Source organism: Kitasatospora sp. HUAS MG31, from assembly GCF_040571325.1.
In the GTDB taxonomy this organism is placed as follows: domain Bacteria; phylum Actinomycetota; class Actinomycetes; order Streptomycetales; family Streptomycetaceae; genus Kitasatospora; species Kitasatospora camelliae.
The window spans coordinates 3,087,538-3,105,945 of sequence record NZ_CP159872.1 but is presented as its reverse complement, the minus strand read 5'-3'; the positions used below and the strand labels follow the sequence as shown (position 1 = coordinate 3,105,945).

Sequence of the window (18,408 nt, the reverse complement as noted above, 5' to 3'; positions counted from 1 at the left end):
GCACCCTCCCCACAGGGCGCCGCCGGGGCCGGTCCACAATCCCAAAGAACGTACACGATGCATCTTTGCGGGGGATTTGTTACATGCATTTTAAGTAATCGCCGGTCCTGTTCTCGGGCACCGTTGTGAGGTAGCGTCAGAAGTGCGGCCGCCGACCGTTCGGGGGACGGTCGAGGTGCGGTAACGCGGGGATGCAGGGGCGCCCGAATCCGGTTGAGCCCCCTTCCCGACGCGTGCGCCCGGCTGCGGCGACATTCATCAGGCACATCCGTGGAATTCATGGGGGAGCTTTCATGGCACGGCGCATTTCCGTATTCGACACGACCCTTCGCGACGGGGAGCAGGCCCCCGGGAACGCGATGAACCCCGAGCAGAAGCTCGACATGGCGCTGCGCATCGAGGCCCTCGGCGTCGACGCGGTCGAGGCCGGCTTCCCGGCCTCCTCGCCCAGCGACTTCGAGGCCACCCGGCTGATCTCCAAGGCGCTGACGAAGGCCCGGTTCGCGACCTTCTCCCGGACCGTCCGCCGGGACGTGGAGATCGCGGTGGAGGCCGGCGGCACCGTCAACCACGAGGTGCAGATGGTCGCCACCGGCAGCGACCTGCACCTGCAGTACAAGCGGGGCATCACCCGCAAGCAGGCCGTCGACGAGGTGGTCGACACCGTCGGCTTCGCCAGGTCCCTCGGCGTGGAGCACATCTCGGTCGGCATCGAGGACGCCAGCCGCAGCGACGACGAGCTGATGCGGGCGATCACCGAGAGCGCGGTGGAGGCCGGGGCGACCTGCATCATCCTCGCGGACACCTCCGGCTGCACCACGCCGGACCAGTACGGCGACATCATCGCCAAGGTGCGCAGCTGGGCGCCGCGGCCGATCAAGGTGTCCACCCACTGCCACGACGACTTCGGCCTCTCGCTGGCCAACGCGCTGGCCGGACTCCAGGCCGGGGCCGACGAGGTGCAGGCCACGCTCGGCGGCATCGGCGAGCGCGCCGGCAACACGCCGCTGGAGGAGCTGGCGGGCCTGCTCGCCTACAAGGAGGACCACCTCGGCCTGTACACCGACATCGACATCGCGAAGATGCACGAGGCCTACACGGCCCTGCGCGAGGTGATCAGGCTGGAGGAGCCCCGGAACAAGGCGATCTTCGGCACCTACGCCTTCGGCACCGCGGCCGGCATCCACCAGCAGGGCATCCTCAACAACCCGGCCACCTACGAGTACGTCGAGCCGGCCCGGTTCGGCCGCAAGCGCTCGCTCCTGATCGCCCGTCACTCCGGGCGTGCCGTCCTGCGCCACCTGCTGGAGCAGATCGGCGTCGAGGTGGACGACGAGCGGCTCGCCGAGCTCTACCGGGTCCACATCGCCGAGCGCGCGGGCGGCGACTGCGAGGACCTGGAGATCGTGAAGGAGCGGCTGGCCAGGGAGCTGGACGCCCGTGTCCCCGTCCTGGCCGGCCGGTGAAGCGGCGGGTCCGTCGTACGGCCCGCTCCCGGTGAAGCCCGTTCCCCGTGCAGCAGTGAAGGAGCCAGACATGCCCAGCCCGACCTCCCTCCGGCCGGCCGACGGCCGGGCCGCCTCGGAACCCGTGGGCACCGGTGTCCGCGCCCAGGCGGAGGGCGCCGCCGAGGCGGACGCCGAAGTCCTGCGCCACCGCGACCGCATCGACGAGATCGACCGGCAGCTGATCGAACTGATCCGGGAGCGCGCCGAACGGTCCCGGATGGTGCAGGCGGCCCGGATGTCCACCGGCGGCACCCGCACCCACCTGGCCCGCGAGAACCAGATCATCAACCGCTACGGGGAGGCGCTCGGCGAGGGCGGCACCGAGGTGGCGCTGCTGGTCCTGCGGCTCTCCCGCGGCGTCGCCGGCAGGTGAGCCGCATGACGACCTATGCCTATCTGGGCCCGCAGGGCACCTTCGCGGAGGCCGCCCTGCGGGCGCTGCCCGACGCCGCGCACGCCTCGTGGAGCCCGTACGCCACGGTGTCCGAGACCCTGGAGGCGGTCCGCGCCGGCGTGTGCTCCACCGCGGTGGTGCCGCTGGAGAACTCGGTCCGGGGCGTCGTGCCGGCGACCCTGGACGAGCTGGCCTCCGGCGGGACCGGCCTGCACATCGCCGCCGAGATCGAGATCCCGGTCACCTTCGCGCTGATGGCCCGGCCGGGCACCACGCTGGACGAGGTCAGACGCGTCCGGAGCCATCCGCACGCCCACGGGCAGTGCCGCGGCTGGCTGTCCGCCCGGCTGCCGCAGGCCCAGGTGCTGCTCTCCACCTCCACGGCGGGCGCCGCCCGGGAGGTCGGCGAGTCGCCGCAGCCGGGTGACGCGGCCATCGCGGCTCCCGTCGCGGCCGAGCGCTACGGCCTCACGGTGCTCGCCTCCGGGATCGGGGAGCGGGCCGACGCGGTCACCCGGTTCGTCGCCCTGCGGTCCGCCGGGCCGGCTCCCGCGCCAACCGGCCGGGACCGCAGCTCGTTCCTGCTGCCGGCCGAGGAGGCCGGTGCCCGGACCATCGCCGAGATCCTCGGGGCGTTCTCGGAGCAGGGCGTCGGCCCGACCTGGGTGCAGTCCTGGCCGTCCGGGAACAGGCTCGGCAGTTACCACTTCTTCGTCGACATCGACGGGCACATCGAGGACGACGACGTCGGCGAGGTCGTGATGGCCCTGCACCGCAAGGGGATCGCGGCCAGGTTCCTGGGGAGCTACCTGCGCGCGGGTGCGGGGCCCCGGGCCCGCGTGCCGGCACCCCGGCGGGGCGAGGAGGGCGGCCTGAGCGCCGAGTGCTGGCTGGAGGCCCTGCGCTCGGGCGGCGGGGTCGTGGCGGCCTGACGGCGGGGCCGGGGCCGGCGAACGGCCGCCGGCCCCGCCGCGGCCGGGTCAGGAGCGGCCGTGCTCGCGGTCGTACGCCTCCCGGCAGCGGATCACCTCCTCGAGGTGCCGCTCCGTCCAGCCCTGGACCACGCGGTAGGTCTCGATGAGGGTCTCGCCGAGCGGCGTCAGGGTGTACTCGGCGCGCGGCGGGACCTCCGCGAAGACCTGGCGGCTGACCAGGCCGTCGCGCTCCAGCTCGCGGAGGTTGGCGGTGAGCACCTTCGGGGTGATGCCGCGGACGCCGTCCTTCAGCTCGGTGAACCGGAGGGTGCCGGAGGCCAGGGTCAGGATGATCGGCACGCTCCACTTGCTGCCCAGGCGGTCGAGCAGGTCCCTGGCGCGGCAGTCCGGTGCGCCGGCGGCGGGCTCGGTGGCGGGTGCCCGCCCGGAATTGTCGGTGGTGGCCAATCCGGAGCCCTTGTCCCGCACATGAGTATCCATCAGGAAACAATAGCACTTTAAAGTGCTTGGTATCAGATGGAAACAATGGCCCCACCAAGGTAGTTGAATAGAAGTGAGGACGAACTGGCGCCCGGAAGGGGCCGGTTCACTGACGATTGGATTGTGATTTCGCATGCGTAAGATCGCGCTCTTCGGCGCCACCGGCACCTTCGGCTCCCGCATCCTGAACGAGGCCCTCGCCCGCGGTTACGAGGTCACCGCCGTGGTCCACGGCGACGGCGACAAGCTGCAGGCCCACCCGAACCTGACCGTCATCGAGGGCAACATCCTCGACGAGAAGGACGTCGCCGCGGTGGCCAAGGGCAAGGACGCCGTCGCCAGCGCCGTCGGTGGCGGCTACACCGACGGTGTCGCGCACGCCGCCTTCGTCCGTGCCGCGGCCGAGTCCCTGGTCGGCGGCATGCGCCTGCTCGGCGACGAGGCCCCGCGCTTCATCTCGATCGGCGGCGCCGGCTCGCTCAACACCCCCGACGGCAAGAAGGTCTGGGACACCCCCGGCCTGCCGGAGCTGGTCACCCAGGTCATGCACGGCCAGGGCGACACCCTGGACTACCTGCGCACCGTCACCGACGTGAAGTGGACCCACTTCTCCCCGGCCGCCATGATCGAGCCCGGCGAGCGCACCGGCAACTACCGCCTGGGCCTCGACGACCTGGTCATCGGTGAGGACGGCAACAGCGCCATCAGCGCCGAGGACTACGCCGTCGCCTTCCTCGACGAGATCGAGAACCCGAAGCACATCCAGAAGCGCTTCACGGTCGGCTACTGACCCGACCCGGCACGGGCCGCTGTCGCCTGCGGGCGGCAGCGGCCCGGCGGTCGTGACCCCTTGCCTTCGCCGTCTCCACGGGGGGAGAAGCATGCCGGACGCCCAGGGCGCCCACCCGCCGACGCCGCCGTACGCCCCCTTCGGACGCACCGTGGGGGTGCTGTGCCTGATCGGGGTACTGGTCGTCGGCCAGCTGTACACCGTCATCCCGCTGTTCGCCGGGATGGGCCGCGACTGGTCGGTCCCGGTCGGCTCCGCGGCGTGGACGATGACCGCCTTCGGGCTCTCCTACGCCGTCGGCTTCCTGCTCAGCGGCCCGCTCGCCGAGCGGTTCGGCGCCCGCCGGGTGCTGGCCCTCGGACTGCTGGCCACCGGACTGGCCACGGCGGCCGTCGCCGCCGCCCCGAGCCTCGGGGCCGCCTGCGCGCTGCGTGCCCTCCAGGGGCTGTGCGCCTCCACCTTCGCGCCGTCCGCCTTCGCCTACCTCAGCACCAACCTCGCGCCGGACCGGCGGCCGGTCGCGCTGACCTACCTGACCAGCTCCTTCCTCGCCTCGGCGGTCATCGCCCAGGTCTGCGCCCAGACGGCGGGCGGCGCCGCGGGCTGGCGGGGGGTGTTCCTCGGCGCGGGCGTGCTGCTGGTGTCGGCCGCCGGGCTGGTGATGGCCACCCTGCGCACGCGGCTCTCCGCGGCCGGGCCGTCCCCCCGGCTCTCCCAGACCTTCGCCAGCATGGGGCGGTTGCTCGCCAACCCGACCCTGCTGCTCGCCTACGGCGCCACCCTCACCATCCTGGCCGGCTTCGTCGCCACGTACACGGCCGTCCAGGTGGCCGGTCCGCCCGCCATGGTGGGCCACCCCCAGGCCCTGCTGGCGCTGCGCGCCAGCGCGCTGCCCGCGATGCTCCTGGTCCCGCTCGGCGCCCCCCTGCTCGCCCGGGTGACCACGGCGGTGCGGGTGCCCGCGGCCTTCGTGCTGGCCGCGGCGAGCATCATCACGGCCTCCTTCCTGAAGGACCACACGATCGTGCTGGCCGTCGCCCTGTTCTCCTTCGTGGTGGCCGTCGCGATCGCCACCCCCGGGCTGGTCGAGATGATCGCGTCACTGGCGGGGCCCGCGAAGGGCGCGTCGGTGACGCTCTACGCCTTCGTCCTCTTCGTCGGGGCCAGCGTCGGGCCCCAGTTCGCGGGGGCGCTCGGGGACACCGGTTTCGGCGGCATCATCAGGTCGGCGGCCATCCTGCTCAGCGTCGGTGCCGTGGTCGCGATCGCCGCCGGCCGGGCGGTCGGCCGCGGCCGGCACTCCCGGGTGGGCGGCCGGCGGCCGCCCCGCAGCCGCGGCCGGCACGCCGACCGCGGGACCGTCCCGGCCGATTCCGAGCCCGGTGATCCCCGCGGCCACCAGGACGCCGGGTACGCACGGCCGCCCGGTCACCCCGTCCAGGCGCCCGTCCCGCCACCCCACCCGTCGGACCCGTTCCGCCCGGGCCCGTTCCGGCGGGAGCCCTTCCCGGCGGGCCCGGTCCCGTACGGCGATCCCCGGGCCGGCTCGGCCCCGCGGCAGTCGAGCCGTGCGTAAGACCGACCGGCCATTGGGGGGCAGCGTCGCGGGCCGACAGCTGTCGCCTGGACGGCTTCTCCTCAGTCGCCGCAGCTCCGCTGCTACTCCCTCGTCGGCACCGCCCAGACTCGGCTCTCGACCCGCTCCTTCACCCACCCCCCAACGGCCGGTCGGTCTAGGCCCCGCCCGGCGGATCGCCCCCGCCGGGCGAGGTTGCTGAGGAGGCGTCAGCGGGTATGCCGTCAGCAGGGCCTTGACCGCAAGGGACCGGACGGGGGATGTCCGCCATGCGTGTGATCCACGAGATGAAGCTGACCGGCCGGCTCGCATCCGGCGCCGACGAGTGGTCCTGCCCGACCTGCGGGAGGCGGATCGCGCTGCGCCGCCCGCCCGAGCCCGAGCTGACCGTCCTCGACCCGGGCGACGAGTCCGCCGTCCACGTGGGTGTCATCGAGCCCGGCCCGGCCGCCACCGCGGCGGCGGAGCGGTACGGCCTCGGCCCGGTCCAGGAGGTCCCGCGCCCGCCGTCCGCGCCGGGCCCGCCGTCCCCGTCGTCCCCCTCCCGGCCCGCCGAATCCGCCACCCCGGGCGCCGCGGACCGCGCCTGGCTGGCCGAGATCGGCATCGACTGGGGTGGCGACGAGGCCGCCTGAGCCCCCCTTCTTCCACCCCGACGGCCCCGCCGCGACACCGCGGCGGGGCCCTTTCCGTTGCCCGCACGCCCCCGGCTCCGGCGTCCGAACGCGCGCTACCCCTGGCGACCCCCGGTCTGTTTGGATATATTCAGAACGCAAGACAGTGAATGAATCCATCCGCAAGGAGGCCGGAGCATGACCCAGCAGCAGACGGGCAGTGGCCCGCGCGAGGTGCGCGCGGCGCGCGGCAGCAGCCTGACCGCCCAGGGCTGGCAGCAGGAGGCCGCCCTGCGGATGCTCATGAACAACCTCGACCCCGAGGTGGCCGAGCACCCCTCCAAGCTGGTCGTGTACGGCGGCACCGGCAAGGCCGCCCGCGACTGGCGCTCGTACGACGCCATGGTCCGCACGCTGCAGAACCTCAAGCAGGACGAGACCATGCTGGTCCAGTCCGGCCGCCCGGTCGGCGTGATGCAGACCCACGAGTGGGCGCCGCGCGTGCTCATCGCCAACTCCAACCTGGTCGGCGACTGGGCCAACTGGGAGGAGTTCCGCCGGCTGGAGTCCCTCGGCCTCACCATGTACGGCCAGATGACCGCCGGCTCCTGGATCTACATCGGCACCCAGGGCATCCTCCAGGGCACCTACGAGACCTTCGGCGCCGTCGCGGCGAAGAAGTTCGACAACACCCTGGAAGGCACCATCACCCTCACCGCCGGTCTCGGCGGCATGGGCGGCGCCCAGCCGCTGGCCGTCACCATGAACGGCGGCGTGGCGATCTGCATCGACTGCGACCCGTCCCGGATCGCCCGCCGGATCGAGCACCGCTACCTGGACGTCGAGGCCAAGAACCTCGACCACGCGCTGCAGCTCGCCGTGGAGGCCCGCGACAAGAAGCAGCCGCTCTCCATCGGCCTGCTGGGCAACGCCGCCGAGCTGTTCCCGCAGCTGCTGGCGATGGACGCCCCGATCGACATCGTCACCGACCAGACCAGCGCCCACGACCCGCTGAGCTACCTGCCGATCGGCGTCGCCTTCGAGGACATGGCCACCTACGCGGCCGAGAAGCCCGCCGAGTTCACCCAGCGCTCCCGCGAGTCGATGGCCAAGCACGTCGAGGCGATGGTCGGCTTCCAGGACCGCGGGGCCGAGGTCTTCGACTACGGCAACTCCATCCGCGGCGAGGCCCAGCTCGCCGGCTACGACCGGGCGTTCGCCTTCCCCGGCTTCGTCCCGGCGTACATCCGCCCGCTGTTCTGCGAGGGCAAGGGCCCGTTCCGCTGGGCCGCCCTGTCCGGCGACGCGCAGGACATCTACAAGACCGACAAGGCCGTGCTCGACCTCTTCCCGGAGAACGAGTCGCTGCACCGCTGGATCACGATGGCCCAGGAGAAGGTCCACTTCCAGGGCCTCCCGGCACGTATCTGCTGGCTCGGCTACGGCGAGCGCGACAAGGCCGGCGAGCGGTTCAACGACATGGTCGCCTCCGGCGAGCTGTCCGCCCCGATCGTCATCGGCCGCGACCACCTGGACTGCGGCTCGGTCGCCTCCCCGTACCGCGAGACCGAGGCCATGCTGGACGGCTCCGACGCCATCGCCGACTGGCCGCTGCTCAACGCCATGGTCAACGTCGCCTCCGGCGCCTCCTGGGTCTCCATCCACCACGGCGGCGGCGTCGGCATCGGCCGCTCGATCCACGCCGGCCAGGTCACCGTCGCCGACGGCACCGCCCTGGCGGGCGAGAAGATCCGCCGGGTGCTCACCAACGACCCCGGCATGGGCGTCATCCGCCACGTCGACGCCGGCTACGACCGCGCGGTCGAGGTCGCCGACGAGCGGGGCGTGCGCGTCCCCATGGGCGAGCTGTGACCGACAGCTTCCAGCGGATGTGGGCGGAGCTGCTCCCCGTGGGCCGCTCCGCCTCCTCCGGCGGCTACCGCCGCTTCGCCTGGAACTCCGCCGACACCGAATGCCGGGCCTGGTTCGAGGAGCAGGCCCGCAACCGCGGCCTCGCCTACGAGCTGGACCGCAACGGCAACCAGTGGGCCTGGCTCGGCGACCCCGGGGCCGGCGACGCCGTGGTCACCGGCTCCCACCTGGACTCCGTCCCGGACGGCGGCGCCTTCGACGGCCCGCTCGGCGTGGTCTCCTCCTTCGCCGCGCTGGACGAGCTGCGCGCCCGCGGCGCGGTCCCCACCCGTCCGCTGGCGATCGTCAACTTCGGCGACGAGGAGGGCGCCCGCTTCGGCGTGGCCTGCATCGGCTCCCGGCTGACCGCCGGCGTGCTCTCCCGGGAGCAGGCGTACGCGCTGCGCGACGCCGACGGCGTCCGGCTGCCCGACGCCATGGAGCGGGCCGGCTACGACCCCACCGCCCTCGGCACCGACACCGACCGGCTCGCCCGGATCGGCGCCTTCGTCGAGCTGCACGTCGAGCAGGGCCGCTACCTGACCGAGGACCGGCCGGTCGGCGTGGCCAGCGCGATCTGGCCGCACGGCCGCTGGCGGTTCGACTTCCACGGTGAGGCCAACCACGCCGGCACCACCCGGATCGAGGACCGCCGCGACCCGGTGCTGACCTTCGCCGAGACCGTGCTCGCGGCCCGCGAGAGAGCCCGCGCTGCCGGCGCCCTGGCCACCTTCGGCAAGATCGCCGTCGAGCCCAACGGCACCAACGCCATCGCCTCGCTGGTCCGCGGCTGGCTGGACTCCCGCGCCCCCGACGAGGCGGTGCTCACCGAACTGGTCGCCGCCGTCGAGCGGGCCGCCCGGGAGCGCGGCGAGCGGGACGGCGTCCGGGTCGAGCTGACCCGGGAGTCCTACACGCCGGTGGTCGACTTCGACGGGCCGCTGCGCGACCGGCTCGCCGCCGTGCTCGGCAAGGGTGCGGCCGGGGACGTCCCGATCCTGCCGACCGGCGCGGGACACGACGCCGGAATCCTGGCATCGGTCATCCCGACCGCCATGCTGTTCGTACGGAACCCCAGCGGAGTCTCGCACTCCCCGGCCGAGCACGCCGAGGAGGCCGACTGCCTCGCCGGGGTGGCCGCGCTCGCCGACGTACTGGAGGACCTCGCATGTCAGCCGTCGTGACGTACTGGGCGGAGTACGCCTGGCTGCCGCACGTCAACGGTCCGGTGGTCGAGAAGGACGTGCTCATCGCGGTGGGCCCCGGCGGCAAGACCGCCAAGGTCACCCCGGACAGCGGCCCCTGCCCGCCGGGGGCGGTCCGGCTGGCCGGGCTCACCGTGCCCGGCCAGGCCAACGCCCACTCGCACGCCTTCCACCGCGCCCTGCGCGGCAGCGTCCAGGTCGGCTCCGGCACCTTCTGGACCTGGCGCGACACCATGTACCACTTCGCCGGGGCGCTCGACCCGGACAGCTACCTGGAGCTGGCCACCGCGGTGTACGCCGAGATGGTGCTGGCCGGGATCACCGCGGTCGGCGAGTTCCACTACCTGCACCACGCCCCGGGCGGCGGCCGCTACGACGACCCCAACGCCATGGGCGAGGCCCTGGTGGAGGCCGCCCGGCGGGCCGGCATCCGGATCACCCTGCTGGACACCTGCTACCTGTCCTCCGGATTCGGCGCCGAGCCCACCAAGCCGCAGCTGCGGTTCAGCGACGGCGACGCCGACGCCTGGGCCGAGCGGATCTCCGAGCTCAAGCCCGCCGAGCACGCCCGGATCGGCGCCGCCATCCACTCGGTCCGGGCCGTCCCGGCCGACCAGCTCGGCACGGTCGCGCACTGGGCCGCCATGCGCAAGGCCCCGCTGCACGTCCACCTCTCCGAGCAGACCGCCGAGAACGACGCCTGCCTCACCGCGCACGGCGTCACCCCGACCCGGCTGCTCAGCGACCACGGCGTGCTCGGCCCCCGGACCAGCGCCGTGCACGCCACCCACCTGACGGACGAGGACGTCCGCCTGCTCGCGGACTCCTCCACCGTCATCTGCATGTGCCCCACCACCGAACGGGACCTCGCCGACGGCATCGGCCCGGCCCGCCGGCTGGCCGGCGCCGGCTGCCCGATCACCCTGGGCAGCGACAGCCACGCGATCATCGACCCGTTCGAGGAGGCCCGGGCGCTGGAGCTCAACGAGCGCCTGCGAACCCGCACCCGCGGCCACTGGACGGCCAACGCCCTGCTGCGGGCCGGTACCGAGGACGGGCACGCCTCGCTGGGCTGGCCGGAGGCCGGACGGATCGAGGCCGGCTCCTTCGCCGACTTCACCACCGTCGCCCTGGACTCCGTCCGCACCGCCGGACCCCGGCCCGCGCTCGGCGCCGAGACCGCGGTCTTCGCGGCCACCGCCGCCGACGTCCGGCACGTGGTGGTCGGCGGCCGGCACATCGTCCGCGACGGTGTCCACCAGCTCGTCCCCGACGTCCCGGCAGCCCTCCGCGACTCCATCGCGGCGCTCCGGTCGTAGACTCCGGGTGCGGGTCCGAGGAGGGCTGATCTCCTCGGACCCGTACCCGGGCCGACGCGGCCCCACCAGGGCCGATCCCCCCGACAAGGATCCCCGTTGAGCCTCCTGATCACCGACATCGGCAGCCTGGTCACCAACGACCCCGCGCACGGCACCGGTCCGCTCGGCCTGCTCTCCGACGCCGCCGTGGTCGTCGAGGACGGCACGATCGCCTGGGTCGGCCCCGCCGCGCAGGCTCCCGCCGCCGACGAGAAGCACTCCGCCGGCGGACGGGCGGTGCTGCCGGGCTTCGTCGACTCGCACGCCCACCTGGTCTTCGCCGGCGACCGCACCGCCGAGTTCAACGCCCGGATGTCCGGGCAGTCCTACACCGCCGGCGGCATCCGCACCACCGTCGCGGCCACCCGCGCCGCCACCGACGCCGAGCTGGACGCCAATGTCGCCCGGTTCGTCGGCGAGGCGCTCCGCCAGGGCACCACCACCGTGGAGTGCAAGTCCGGCTACGGCCTCACCGTCGCCGACGAGGCCCGCGCGCTGCGGATCGCCGCCGCCCACACCCCCGAGACCACCTACCTCGGCGCCCACGTGGTCGCCCCCGAGTACGCCGAGGACCCGGCCGGCTACGTGGACCTGGTCACCGGCGAGATGCTGGACGCCTGCGCCCCGCACGCCCGCTGGGTGGACGTCTTCTGCGAGCAGGGCGCCTTCGACGGCGACCAGGCCCGGGCCGTGCTCACCGCCGGCGCGAAGCGCGGCCTCGTCCCGCGGGTGCACGCCAACCAGCTGTCGTACGGCCCGGGCGTGCAGCTCGCCGTCGAGCTGGGCGCCGCCTCCGCCGACCACTGCACCCACCTCACCGACGAGGACGTCGCCGCGCTGGCCGGCTCGCAGACCGTCGCCACCCTGCTGCCCGGCGCCGAGTTCTCCACCCGGGCCGCCTACCCCGACGCCCGGCGCCTGCTCGACGCCGGCGCCACCGTGGCGCTGTCCACCGACTGCAACCCCGGGTCCAGCTTCACCACCTCGATGGCGTTCTGCCTGGCCGTGGCCGTCCGCGAGATGGGGATGACCCCGGACGAGGCCGTCTGGGCCGCCACCGCGGGCGGCGCCCGCGCGCTGCGCCGGACCGACGTCGGCACCGTCACCCCCGGAGCCCGGGCCGACCTGCTGCAGCTGGACGCGCCCTCGCACGTCCACCTGGCCTACCGGCCCGGCGTCCCGCTCACCGCGGCCGTCTGGCGCGCCGGCGTCCGGGTGGTCTGACCCGTCTGACCCGTCCCGACGCCGAAGGGCCGGCTCCCCCGTGGGGGAACCGGCCCTTCGACGTCGTCGGGGCGGCTGGATCAGCCGACCGTCAGTGGACGTCGCCCATCAGGCGGACGACCTTCTTGCGGTACATCGCCAGCGCCACGCCGGCCACGATCGCCATCATGCCCTGGAGCGCGAAGTACCAGGTGGAGCCGGTGGCGTCGCCGAGGCCGAGCTGGATGATCGCGGCCACGCAGTCGCCCGCGGTGACCGCGAGGAACCACACACCCATCATCTGGCTGGCGTACTTGGCCGGGGCCAGCTTGGTGGTGACCGACAGGCCGACCGGGGACAGCGTCAGCTCGCCGACGGTCTGCACCAGGTAGACCAGCGCCAGCCAGAGCGGGGTGACCTTGACGCCGCCCGAGGCGGCGGCCATCGCCAGCATCATCACCAGGAACGAGCCGCCGATCATCAGCAGACCGAAGGCGAACTTCATGGTGGTGCTGGGGTTCTTGCCGCGGCGGGCCAGCGCCACCCACACCCAGGCGAAGACCGGGGCCAGCGCCATGATGTAGAGCGGGTTCAGCGACTGGAACCAGCTGGACGGGAAGTCGATGCCGAACAGCGTGGAGGCGGTGTTCTCGTCCGCGAACAGGCTGAGCGTCGAGCCGGACTGGTCGTAGATCATCCAGAACACGGCCGCGGCCACGAAGAACCAGATGTAGCCGGTCATCTTGGAGCGCTCGGCCTCGTCCAGGTCCGGGTCGCGCTTCACCTTGGCGAAGACGAAGACCGGGATCGCGATGCCGGCGATCGACAGCGGCCAGATGACCCAGTCGATGCTGAAGCTCCCGCTGGCGACCACGACGCCGTAGAACACCGCGGCGGCGGCCAGCCACAGGGCGGCCTTGCGGAGCACGGTGCGCTTCTCGGCGGCGGTGATCGGGGAGGTCACCACGTCGCTCTTGGCGCTCAGGTGGCGGGTGCCGAGCAGGAACTGGCTCAGACCCAGGGCCATGCCGACACCGGCGAGGGCGAAGCCCAGGTGCCAGTTGACGTTCTGGCCGACGGTGCCGATCACCAGCGGCGCGGCGAAGGCACCGAGGTTGATGCCCATGTAGAAGATCGTGAAGCCACCGTCGCGGCGCGGGTCGTTCGGCCCGTCGTAGAGGTGGCCGACCATGGTCGAGATGTTGGCCTTCAGCAGGCCGGAGCCGACCGCGATGAAGACCAGGCCGACGAAGAAGGACGCCGAGGCCGGCACGGCCAGCAGGAAGTGGCCGGCCATGATGATGCCGCCGCCGAGCGCCACGGTCTTGCGCGCGCCCAGGAAGCGGTCGGCGATCCAGCCGCCCGGCAGGGCGAGCAGGTACACCATCGCCGTGTAGACGCTGTAGACGGCGGTCGCGACGGCGACCTTCATGCCGAGGCCGCCCTCGGTGGTGGCGGCTGTCATGTAGAGCACCAGCAGGGCACGCATGCCGTAGTAGCTGAAGCGCTCCCACATCTCGCTCATGAAGAGTGTGGCGAGTCCACGGGGGTGCCCGAGGAAGGTCTTGCCGCTGGGATTGGCCGACTGGACGGCCGGATCCAGGGTGGTAGACGCCATGAGTAAGGGGTTTCCTTGCCTGACATCGTCCGCCAGGGGGGTGGCGGCGGACGGGGACCGGACCACTGTACGTGTCCACTTCGGGCGACATGGGCTGACAAATACCGACAGATGGGTATTGCCTTGGTAAAGAGCCCGGCACCCACGACACACTAATCGATGGCGTCGGTGAAAAATCTCCTTCGAAATGAAGGAGGGGCTGCAGCATCGGCGTCGGACCCCCGGCCATCCGCATCCCGGCCGCCCCCCGACGGCCCCCAGGTAACGATCACGCTCTGTGAAATGGTTCACAGGTCATGGGAAGGTCAAGCAAGCGCCCGCGCCCCTGATCGGCAGGGGGTGCGACGACTACCATCGGCCCATGACCTGTGTGCTGCTGGCCGAGGACGACCCGGCAATCTCCGAACCGCTGGCCCGGGCGCTGCGCCGCGAGGGATACGAGGTACTGGTCCGCGAGGACGGGGCGGCCGCGCTCACCGCCGGTCTCGACGAGGACGTCGACCTGATCGTGCTCGATCTCGGCCTGCCCGAGATGGACGGCCTGGAGGTCTGCCGCCGACTGCGCGCCGAGGGCCGCAGCTTCCCCGTCCTGGTGCTCACCGCCCGCGCCGACGAGGTGGACACCGTGGTCGGCCTGGACGCCGGCGCCGACGACTACGTCACCAAGCCCTTCCGGCTCGCCGAACTGCTCGCCCGGGTCCGGGCCCTGCTCCGGCGCGGCCACGTCGAGCAGCTCACCACCGGCGCGCACGGCGTGAAGATCGACGTCGAATCGCACCGCGCCTGGCTCGGCGAGGAGGAGCTCACCCTCTCCGCGAAGGAGTTCGAGCTGCTCAGGGTGCTGGTCCGGGACGCCGGCCGGGTGGTCACCCGCGAGGAGATCATGCGCCAGGTCTGGGACACCACCTGGTGGACCTCCACCAAGACCCTGGACATGCACATCTCCTGGCTGCGCAAGAAGCTCGGCGACGACGCCGCGAACCCCCGCTACATCGCCACCGTGCGCGGCGTGGGCTTCCGCTTCGAGAAGAACTGACCGACCAGCCCGGACCGACGGGCCCGGACCGACCGGCTCGGCGAACACCCGAGCGACCACCATCGACGGAGAACGTCCAGCGTGAAGCGCCGCATGATCAACTCGCTGCTGGGCGTCGTCCTCGTGGTGGTCGTGGTGTTCTGCGTCCCCCTCGCCCTGATCGAGAAGCAGGGCATCGTCAACACCGCCAACGACCGGGTCGACGCCGCGGCCGTCCGCATCCTCGGCCTGGTCGAGAACCGGCTGGCCGCCGGCGAACCGGTCACCGGCGAGAAGTTCGCCGCCCTGGTCAACGCCGACTCGTACGTCACCGTGGCGATCCCCGGCCAGCCGCCGATCTCCGCCGGCACCCCGATCGACGGACCGACGATCACCGCCACCGAGACCGGCGCCAGCGGCGAGACCGTCACCGTCTCCCAGTCGCGCACCGACGTCGACCACGAGATCGGCAACATGCTGCTGCTGCTCGGCCTGGTCGCCCTGCTGGCCGTCCAGGCCGCCGTCGCCCTCGCCGTCTGGCAGGCCAAGCGCCTCGCCCGCCCGCTCACCGAACTCGCCGAGACCGCCGAGCGCCTCGGCTCCGGCGACCCCCGGCCGCAGGGCCGCCGCTACGGCGTCCCCGAACTCGACCGGATCGCCGAGGTCCTCGACCTCAGCGCCGAGCGCGTCGCCCGGATGCTCACCGCCGAGCGCCGGCTCGCCGCCGACGCCTCGCACCAGCTGCGCACCCCGCTCACCGCGCTCTCCATGCGGCTGGAGGAGATCACCGCGCTCGCCGAGGACCCGCGGACCGTCCGCGAGGAGGCCACCATCGGCCTCCAGCAGGTGGAACGGCTCACCGACGTGGTGCAGCGGCTGCTCACCAACCAGCGCGACCCCAACAGTCCGACCGCGGTCACCTTCGACCTCGACGAGGTGGTCAAGCAGCAGGTGGAGGAGTGGGGGCCGCCGCTGCGCGACAGCGGGCGCCGGCTGGTCATCGAGGGACTGCGCGGGGTCCGGGTGATGGGCACCCCGGGCACGGTCGCCCAGGTGCTGGCCACCCTGATCGAGAACTCGCTGATGCACGGCGCCGGGACGATCACCCTGCGGGTCCGCCGCTCCGGCACCTCGGTGGTGGCCGAGGTCCAGGACGAGGGCCCGGGCGTCCCGGCGGAACTCGGCAACCGGGTCTTCGAACGGGCGGTCAGCGGCCGCAACTCCACCGGCATCGGCCTCGCCGTCGCCCGGGACCTCGCCGAGGCCGACGGCGGCAGGCTGGAGCTGCTCTCGCTCCAGCCGCCGGTGTTCGCGCTGTTCGTCGCCCGCAGCCGGGAGAGCGACTGACCGGGGCTACTTCCCGGCGTAGGCCAGCTCGGCCTCGGACGCGGCCTCGGCGTCCCGCTCGGGCTCCGGCTCGGCCAGCTCGGGCAGCGCCCGGAACACCCAGGTGCGGTAGGAGAAGAACCGGAAGACCGTTCCGGCGGCCAGGCCCACCACGTTCTTGGCGATCAGCTGGCTGGTCGCCGAGTGGTAGCCGAGCACGTGCACCGAGAACGCCAGGATCCCGTTCTCGATCAGCATCCCGATCCCGCTGAACAGCAGGAACAGGGTGATCTCGCGCTTGCGGGAGTCGGCGTCCCGGTCGCGGTACAGCCAGTACCGGTAGCCCAGGTAGTTGGTGCCGATCGAGACCGCGGTGGCGATGAAGCCGGCCAGCGAGTGGACCAGGCCGGTGCCCTTGAGGCAGACCCAGAACACCCCGGCGTTCACCAGGACGCCGGTCAGGCCGATCACCACGAAGCCGACCACCTCCATGGACATCCCGCGGAGCCGCCCGATGAGCGAGGGGGCGGTGTCGGTGGCGGTGTCGGTGCTCGTCGTCATACCCGGCCGTCTCCATGTGCTCGCGTACGAGATCGTCTGGTGCCCGCGCGGCGCAGCGCGAACATGCCCCTCGTGTACGCACATGATCGGAATAGTGCACCGCGGGGTCCGGCCCACCAGGCTACTCGCTCTCCCGGGGCCCGTGGGCCCCGCAGGTCACCCGCGCACTCCCCGGCTCGGCCGGTGCGGGCCCCGCGACCGGCCCGGATATCCTGGCGGGGTGACTCTTGCGGGCAAGGCGAAATTTCCAGTGGTCGGCATGATCGGCGGCGGGCAGCTGGCCAGGATGGCACACCAGGCGGGCGTACCGCTGGGCATCCGGTTCAAGCTCCTCGCCGACACTCCGCAGGACTCCGCCTCCCAGGTGGTCTCCGACGTCGTCCTCGGCGACTACCGGGACCTGGAGACCCTGCGCCGCTTCGCCGCCGACTGCGACGTCGTCACCTTCGACCACGAGCACGTGCCCACCGAGCACCTGCGCGCCCTGCAGGCCGAGGGCATCGCGGTGCGGCCCGGCCCGGACGCGCTGGTCAACGCCCAGGACAAGGGCGTGATGCGGGCCAAGCTGGACTCGATCGCGGTGCCCTGCCCCCGCCACCGGATCGTCGCCGACCCGGCCGACGTGACCGCCTTCGCGAACGAGGGCGACGGGTACCCGGTCGTGCTGAAGACCGTCCGCGGCGGCTACGACGGCAAGGGCGTCTGGGTGGTCGACGACGAGGCCGAGGCGCAGGCGCCGTTCCTCGCCGGCGTCCCCGTGCTGGCCGAGGAGAAGGTCGACTTCGTCCGCGAGCTGGCCGCCAACGTGGTCCGCTCGCCCAGCGGCCAGGCGGTCGCGTACCCGGTGGTGGAGAGCGTCCAGGAGAACGGCGTCTGCGCCGAGGTCACCGCGCCCGCCCCGGATCTCGACCCGGCCCTCTCCGACGAGGCCCAGCAGCTGGCCCTGCGGATCGCCGGCGAGCTGGACATCACCGGCCACGTCGCGGTCGAGCTGTTCCAGACCCGCGACGGCCGGATCCTGGTCAACGAGCTGGCCATGCGACCGCACAACTCCGGCCACTGGAGCCAGGACGGCGCGGTCACCTCGCAGTTCGAGAACCACCTCCGGGCCGTGCTCGACCTCCCGCTGGGGGACCCGCGGCCGCGCGCCAAGTGGACCGTCATGGTCAACGTCCTGGGCGGCGACTACCCGGACATGTACCACGCCTTCCTGCACTGCATGGCCCGCGACCCCGGGCTGAAGCTCCACATGTACGGGAAGGACGTGAAGCCCGGCCGCAAGGTCGGACACGTCAACGTCTTCGGGGACGACCTCGACGACGTCCGCGAGCGCGCCCGTCACGCGGCCGCCTACCTGCGAGGAACGATCACCGAATGACTGACCCCGTTGTCGGCATCGTCATGGGCTCCGACTCCGACTGGCCCGTGATGGAGGCCGCCGCGCAGGCCCTCGACGAGTTCGAGGTCCCCTACGAGGTGGACGTCGTCTCCGCCCACCGGATGCCGCGCGAGATGGTCGCCTACGGCGAGCAGGCGCACCGCCGCGGCCTGAAGGCGATCATCGCCGGGGCCGGCGGCGCCGCCCACCTGCCGGGCATGCTGGCCTCGGTCACCCCGCTGCCGGTGATCGGCGTCCCGGTGCCGCTGCGCTACCTGGACGGCATGGACAGCCTGCTGTCGATCGTCCAGATGCCGGCCGGCGTCCCGGTGGCCACCGTCTCCGTCGCGGGCGCGCGCAACGCCGGCCTGCTGGCCGTCCGGATGCTCGCCGCCTTCGACACCGACCTCGCCGAGCGCATGGTCGAGTTCCAGGGCGACCTGAACCGCCAGGCCACCGAGAAGGGCCGCAAGCTCCGCGCCAAGGTGGCCGGAAGCGACTCCTTCGGCTTCGGCAAGTAGCTTCCGCACGTAGTA

General features: G+C 72.7%; 17 protein-coding genes. 14 read left to right on the top strand and 3 right to left on the bottom strand.

All coding sequences use genetic code 11. The features are described from left to right. The first annotated feature begins 293 nt into the window (after positions 1-293). The 3 genes from ABWK59_RS13845 to pheA all read left to right on the top strand — a co-directional run bounded on the left by ABWK59_RS13845 (position 294) and on the right by pheA (position 2,834). Entirely contained in the window at positions 294-1,466 is a 1,173-nt protein-coding gene (locus ABWK59_RS13845; RefSeq protein WP_354640883.1) for a LeuA family protein, read from the top strand. A gap of 70 nt (positions 1,467-1,536) precedes the next feature. After that, positions 1,537-1,881, top strand: a complete 345-nt coding sequence (locus tag ABWK59_RS13840; protein ID WP_354640882.1) for a chorismate mutase — start codon at positions 1,537-1,539, stop codon at positions 1,879-1,881. 5 nt (positions 1,882-1,886) lie between these two features. Then, complete coding sequence (pheA, locus tag ABWK59_RS13835; protein ID WP_354640881.1) at positions 1,887-2,834, top strand: prephenate dehydratase; 948 nt, start codon at positions 1,887-1,889, stop codon at positions 2,832-2,834. A gap of 48 nt (positions 2,835-2,882) precedes the next feature. Here the strand turns inward: pheA and ABWK59_RS13830 are convergent, their stop codons facing one another. Next, positions 2,883-3,317, bottom strand: a complete 435-nt coding sequence (locus ABWK59_RS13830; protein ID WP_354640880.1) for a winged helix-turn-helix transcriptional regulator — start codon at positions 3,315-3,317, stop codon at positions 2,883-2,885. A 133-nt stretch (positions 3,318-3,450) separates the two neighbouring features. Between ABWK59_RS13830 and ABWK59_RS13825 the strand changes: the two genes are divergently transcribed. From ABWK59_RS13825 to hutI, 7 genes are all read left to right on the top strand, one after another. After that, positions 3,451-4,107 carry an NAD(P)-dependent oxidoreductase gene (locus ABWK59_RS13825; RefSeq protein ID WP_354640879.1) on the top strand — a complete coding sequence of 219 codons (657 nt, stop codon included), beginning with the start codon at positions 3,451-3,453 and terminating at the stop codon, positions 4,105-4,107. Between the two features lie 91 nt (positions 4,108-4,198). Then, positions 4,199-5,683 (top strand): MFS transporter, encoded by a 1,485-nt coding sequence (locus ABWK59_RS13820; RefSeq protein ID WP_354640878.1) that lies wholly within the window; start codon positions 4,199-4,201, stop codon positions 5,681-5,683. Between the two features lie 269 nt (positions 5,684-5,952). Next, positions 5,953-6,318, top strand: a complete 366-nt coding sequence (locus ABWK59_RS13815) for a hypothetical protein (protein ID WP_354640877.1) — start codon at positions 5,953-5,955, stop codon at positions 6,316-6,318. Between the two features lie 177 nt (positions 6,319-6,495). Further along, positions 6,496-8,169 carry a urocanate hydratase gene (gene hutU / locus ABWK59_RS13810; RefSeq protein WP_354640876.1) on the top strand — a complete coding sequence of 558 codons (1,674 nt, stop codon included), beginning with the start codon at positions 6,496-6,498 and terminating at the stop codon, positions 8,167-8,169. Between the two features lie 17 nt (positions 8,170-8,186). Further along, positions 8,187-9,392: an allantoate amidohydrolase gene (locus ABWK59_RS13805; protein ID WP_354644944.1), complete on the top strand. Its 1,206-nt coding sequence runs from the start codon at positions 8,187-8,189 to the stop codon at positions 9,390-9,392. Further along, complete coding sequence (locus ABWK59_RS13800) at positions 9,377-10,732, top strand: formimidoylglutamate deiminase (RefSeq protein ID WP_354640875.1); 1,356 nt, start codon at positions 9,377-9,379, stop codon at positions 10,730-10,732. Before ABWK59_RS13805 ends, ABWK59_RS13800 begins: the two co-directional genes overlap by 16 nt. Before the next feature lie 96 nt (positions 10,733-10,828). Then, positions 10,829-11,995, top strand: coding sequence for an imidazolonepropionase (gene hutI, locus ABWK59_RS13795; protein ID WP_354640874.1), 1,167 nt, complete (start codon positions 10,829-10,831; stop codon positions 11,993-11,995). A 91-nt stretch (positions 11,996-12,086) separates the two neighbouring features. Here hutI and ABWK59_RS13790 read toward each other — a convergent pair whose 3' ends face one another. Then, entirely contained in the window at positions 12,087-13,592 is a 1,506-nt protein-coding gene (locus tag ABWK59_RS13790; protein WP_354640873.1) for a peptide MFS transporter, read from the bottom strand. Positions 13,593-13,953: 361 nt separating this feature from the next. Between ABWK59_RS13790 and ABWK59_RS13785 the strand changes: the two genes are divergently transcribed. Together ABWK59_RS13785 and ABWK59_RS13780 are read left to right on the top strand one after the other, a co-directional pair. After that, positions 13,954-14,628: a response regulator transcription factor gene (locus ABWK59_RS13785; protein ID WP_354640872.1), complete on the top strand. Its 675-nt coding sequence runs from the start codon at positions 13,954-13,956 to the stop codon at positions 14,626-14,628. An 81-nt stretch (positions 14,629-14,709) separates the two neighbouring features. Next, positions 14,710-15,954: an ATP-binding protein gene (locus ABWK59_RS13780; RefSeq protein WP_354640871.1), complete on the top strand. Its 1,245-nt coding sequence runs from the start codon at positions 14,710-14,712 to the stop codon at positions 15,952-15,954. Between the two features lie 6 nt (positions 15,955-15,960). On the opposite strand, the gene ABWK59_RS13775 is transcribed toward ABWK59_RS13780, so the two are convergent. Beyond that, complete coding sequence (locus ABWK59_RS13775) at positions 15,961-16,494, bottom strand: GtrA family protein (RefSeq protein WP_354640870.1); 534 nt, start codon at positions 16,492-16,494, stop codon at positions 15,961-15,963. A 259-nt stretch (positions 16,495-16,753) separates the two neighbouring features. Between ABWK59_RS13775 and ABWK59_RS13770 the strand changes: the two genes are divergently transcribed. Continuing rightward, a complete protein-coding gene (locus tag ABWK59_RS13770) occupies positions 16,754-17,872 on the top strand; it encodes a 5-(carboxyamino)imidazole ribonucleotide synthase (protein ID WP_354640869.1) in 1,119 nt (372 codons plus the stop codon). Beyond that, the gene (gene purE / locus ABWK59_RS13765) at positions 17,869-18,393 is read left to right on the top strand and encodes a 5-(carboxyamino)imidazole ribonucleotide mutase (RefSeq protein WP_354640868.1); all 525 of its coding nucleotides are present in this window, start codon (positions 17,869-17,871) and stop codon (positions 18,391-18,393) included. The genes ABWK59_RS13770 and purE overlap by 4 nt, the downstream gene beginning before the upstream one ends. The last annotated feature ends 15 nt before the right edge of the window (positions 18,394-18,408 follow it).

Bases quoted from the DNA above. Each gene is read 5' to 3' on its own strand.
- ABWK59_RS13840 (WP_354640882.1), top strand. From the start codon at position 1,537: ATGCCCAGCCCGACCTCCCTCCGGCCGGCCGACGGCCGGGCCGCCTCG.
- ABWK59_RS13805 (WP_354644944.1), top strand. From the start codon at position 8,187: ATGTGGGCGGAGCTGCTCCCCGTGGGCCGCTCCGCCTCCTCCGGCGGC.
- ABWK59_RS13845 (WP_354640883.1), top strand. From the start codon at position 294: ATGGCACGGCGCATTTCCGTATTCGACACGACCCTTCGCGACGGGGAG.
- ABWK59_RS13770 (WP_354640869.1), top strand. From the start codon at position 16,754: ATGATCGGCGGCGGGCAGCTGGCCAGGATGGCACACCAGGCGGGCGTA.
- ABWK59_RS13785 (WP_354640872.1), top strand. From the start codon at position 13,954: ATGACCTGTGTGCTGCTGGCCGAGGACGACCCGGCAATCTCCGAACCG.
- ABWK59_RS13790 (WP_354640873.1), bottom strand. From the start codon at position 13,592: ATGGCGTCTACCACCCTGGATCCGGCCGTCCAGTCGGCCAATCCCAGC.
- pheA (WP_354640881.1), top strand. From the start codon at position 1,887: ATGACGACCTATGCCTATCTGGGCCCGCAGGGCACCTTCGCGGAGGCC.
- ABWK59_RS13800 (WP_354640875.1), top strand. From the start codon at position 9,377: ATGTCAGCCGTCGTGACGTACTGGGCGGAGTACGCCTGGCTGCCGCAC.
- ABWK59_RS13775 (WP_354640870.1), bottom strand. From the start codon at position 16,494: ATGACGACGAGCACCGACACCGCCACCGACACCGCCCCCTCGCTCATC.
- purE (WP_354640868.1), top strand. From the start codon at position 17,869: ATGACTGACCCCGTTGTCGGCATCGTCATGGGCTCCGACTCCGACTGG.
- ABWK59_RS13820 (WP_354640878.1), top strand. From the start codon at position 4,199: ATGCCGGACGCCCAGGGCGCCCACCCGCCGACGCCGCCGTACGCCCCC.
- ABWK59_RS13815 (WP_354640877.1), top strand. From the start codon at position 5,953: ATGCGTGTGATCCACGAGATGAAGCTGACCGGCCGGCTCGCATCCGGC.
- ABWK59_RS13825 (WP_354640879.1), top strand. From the start codon at position 3,451: ATGCGTAAGATCGCGCTCTTCGGCGCCACCGGCACCTTCGGCTCCCGC.
- hutU (WP_354640876.1), top strand. From the start codon at position 6,496: ATGACCCAGCAGCAGACGGGCAGTGGCCCGCGCGAGGTGCGCGCGGCG.
- ABWK59_RS13830 (WP_354640880.1), bottom strand. From the start codon at position 3,317: ATGGATACTCATGTGCGGGACAAGGGCTCCGGATTGGCCACCACCGAC.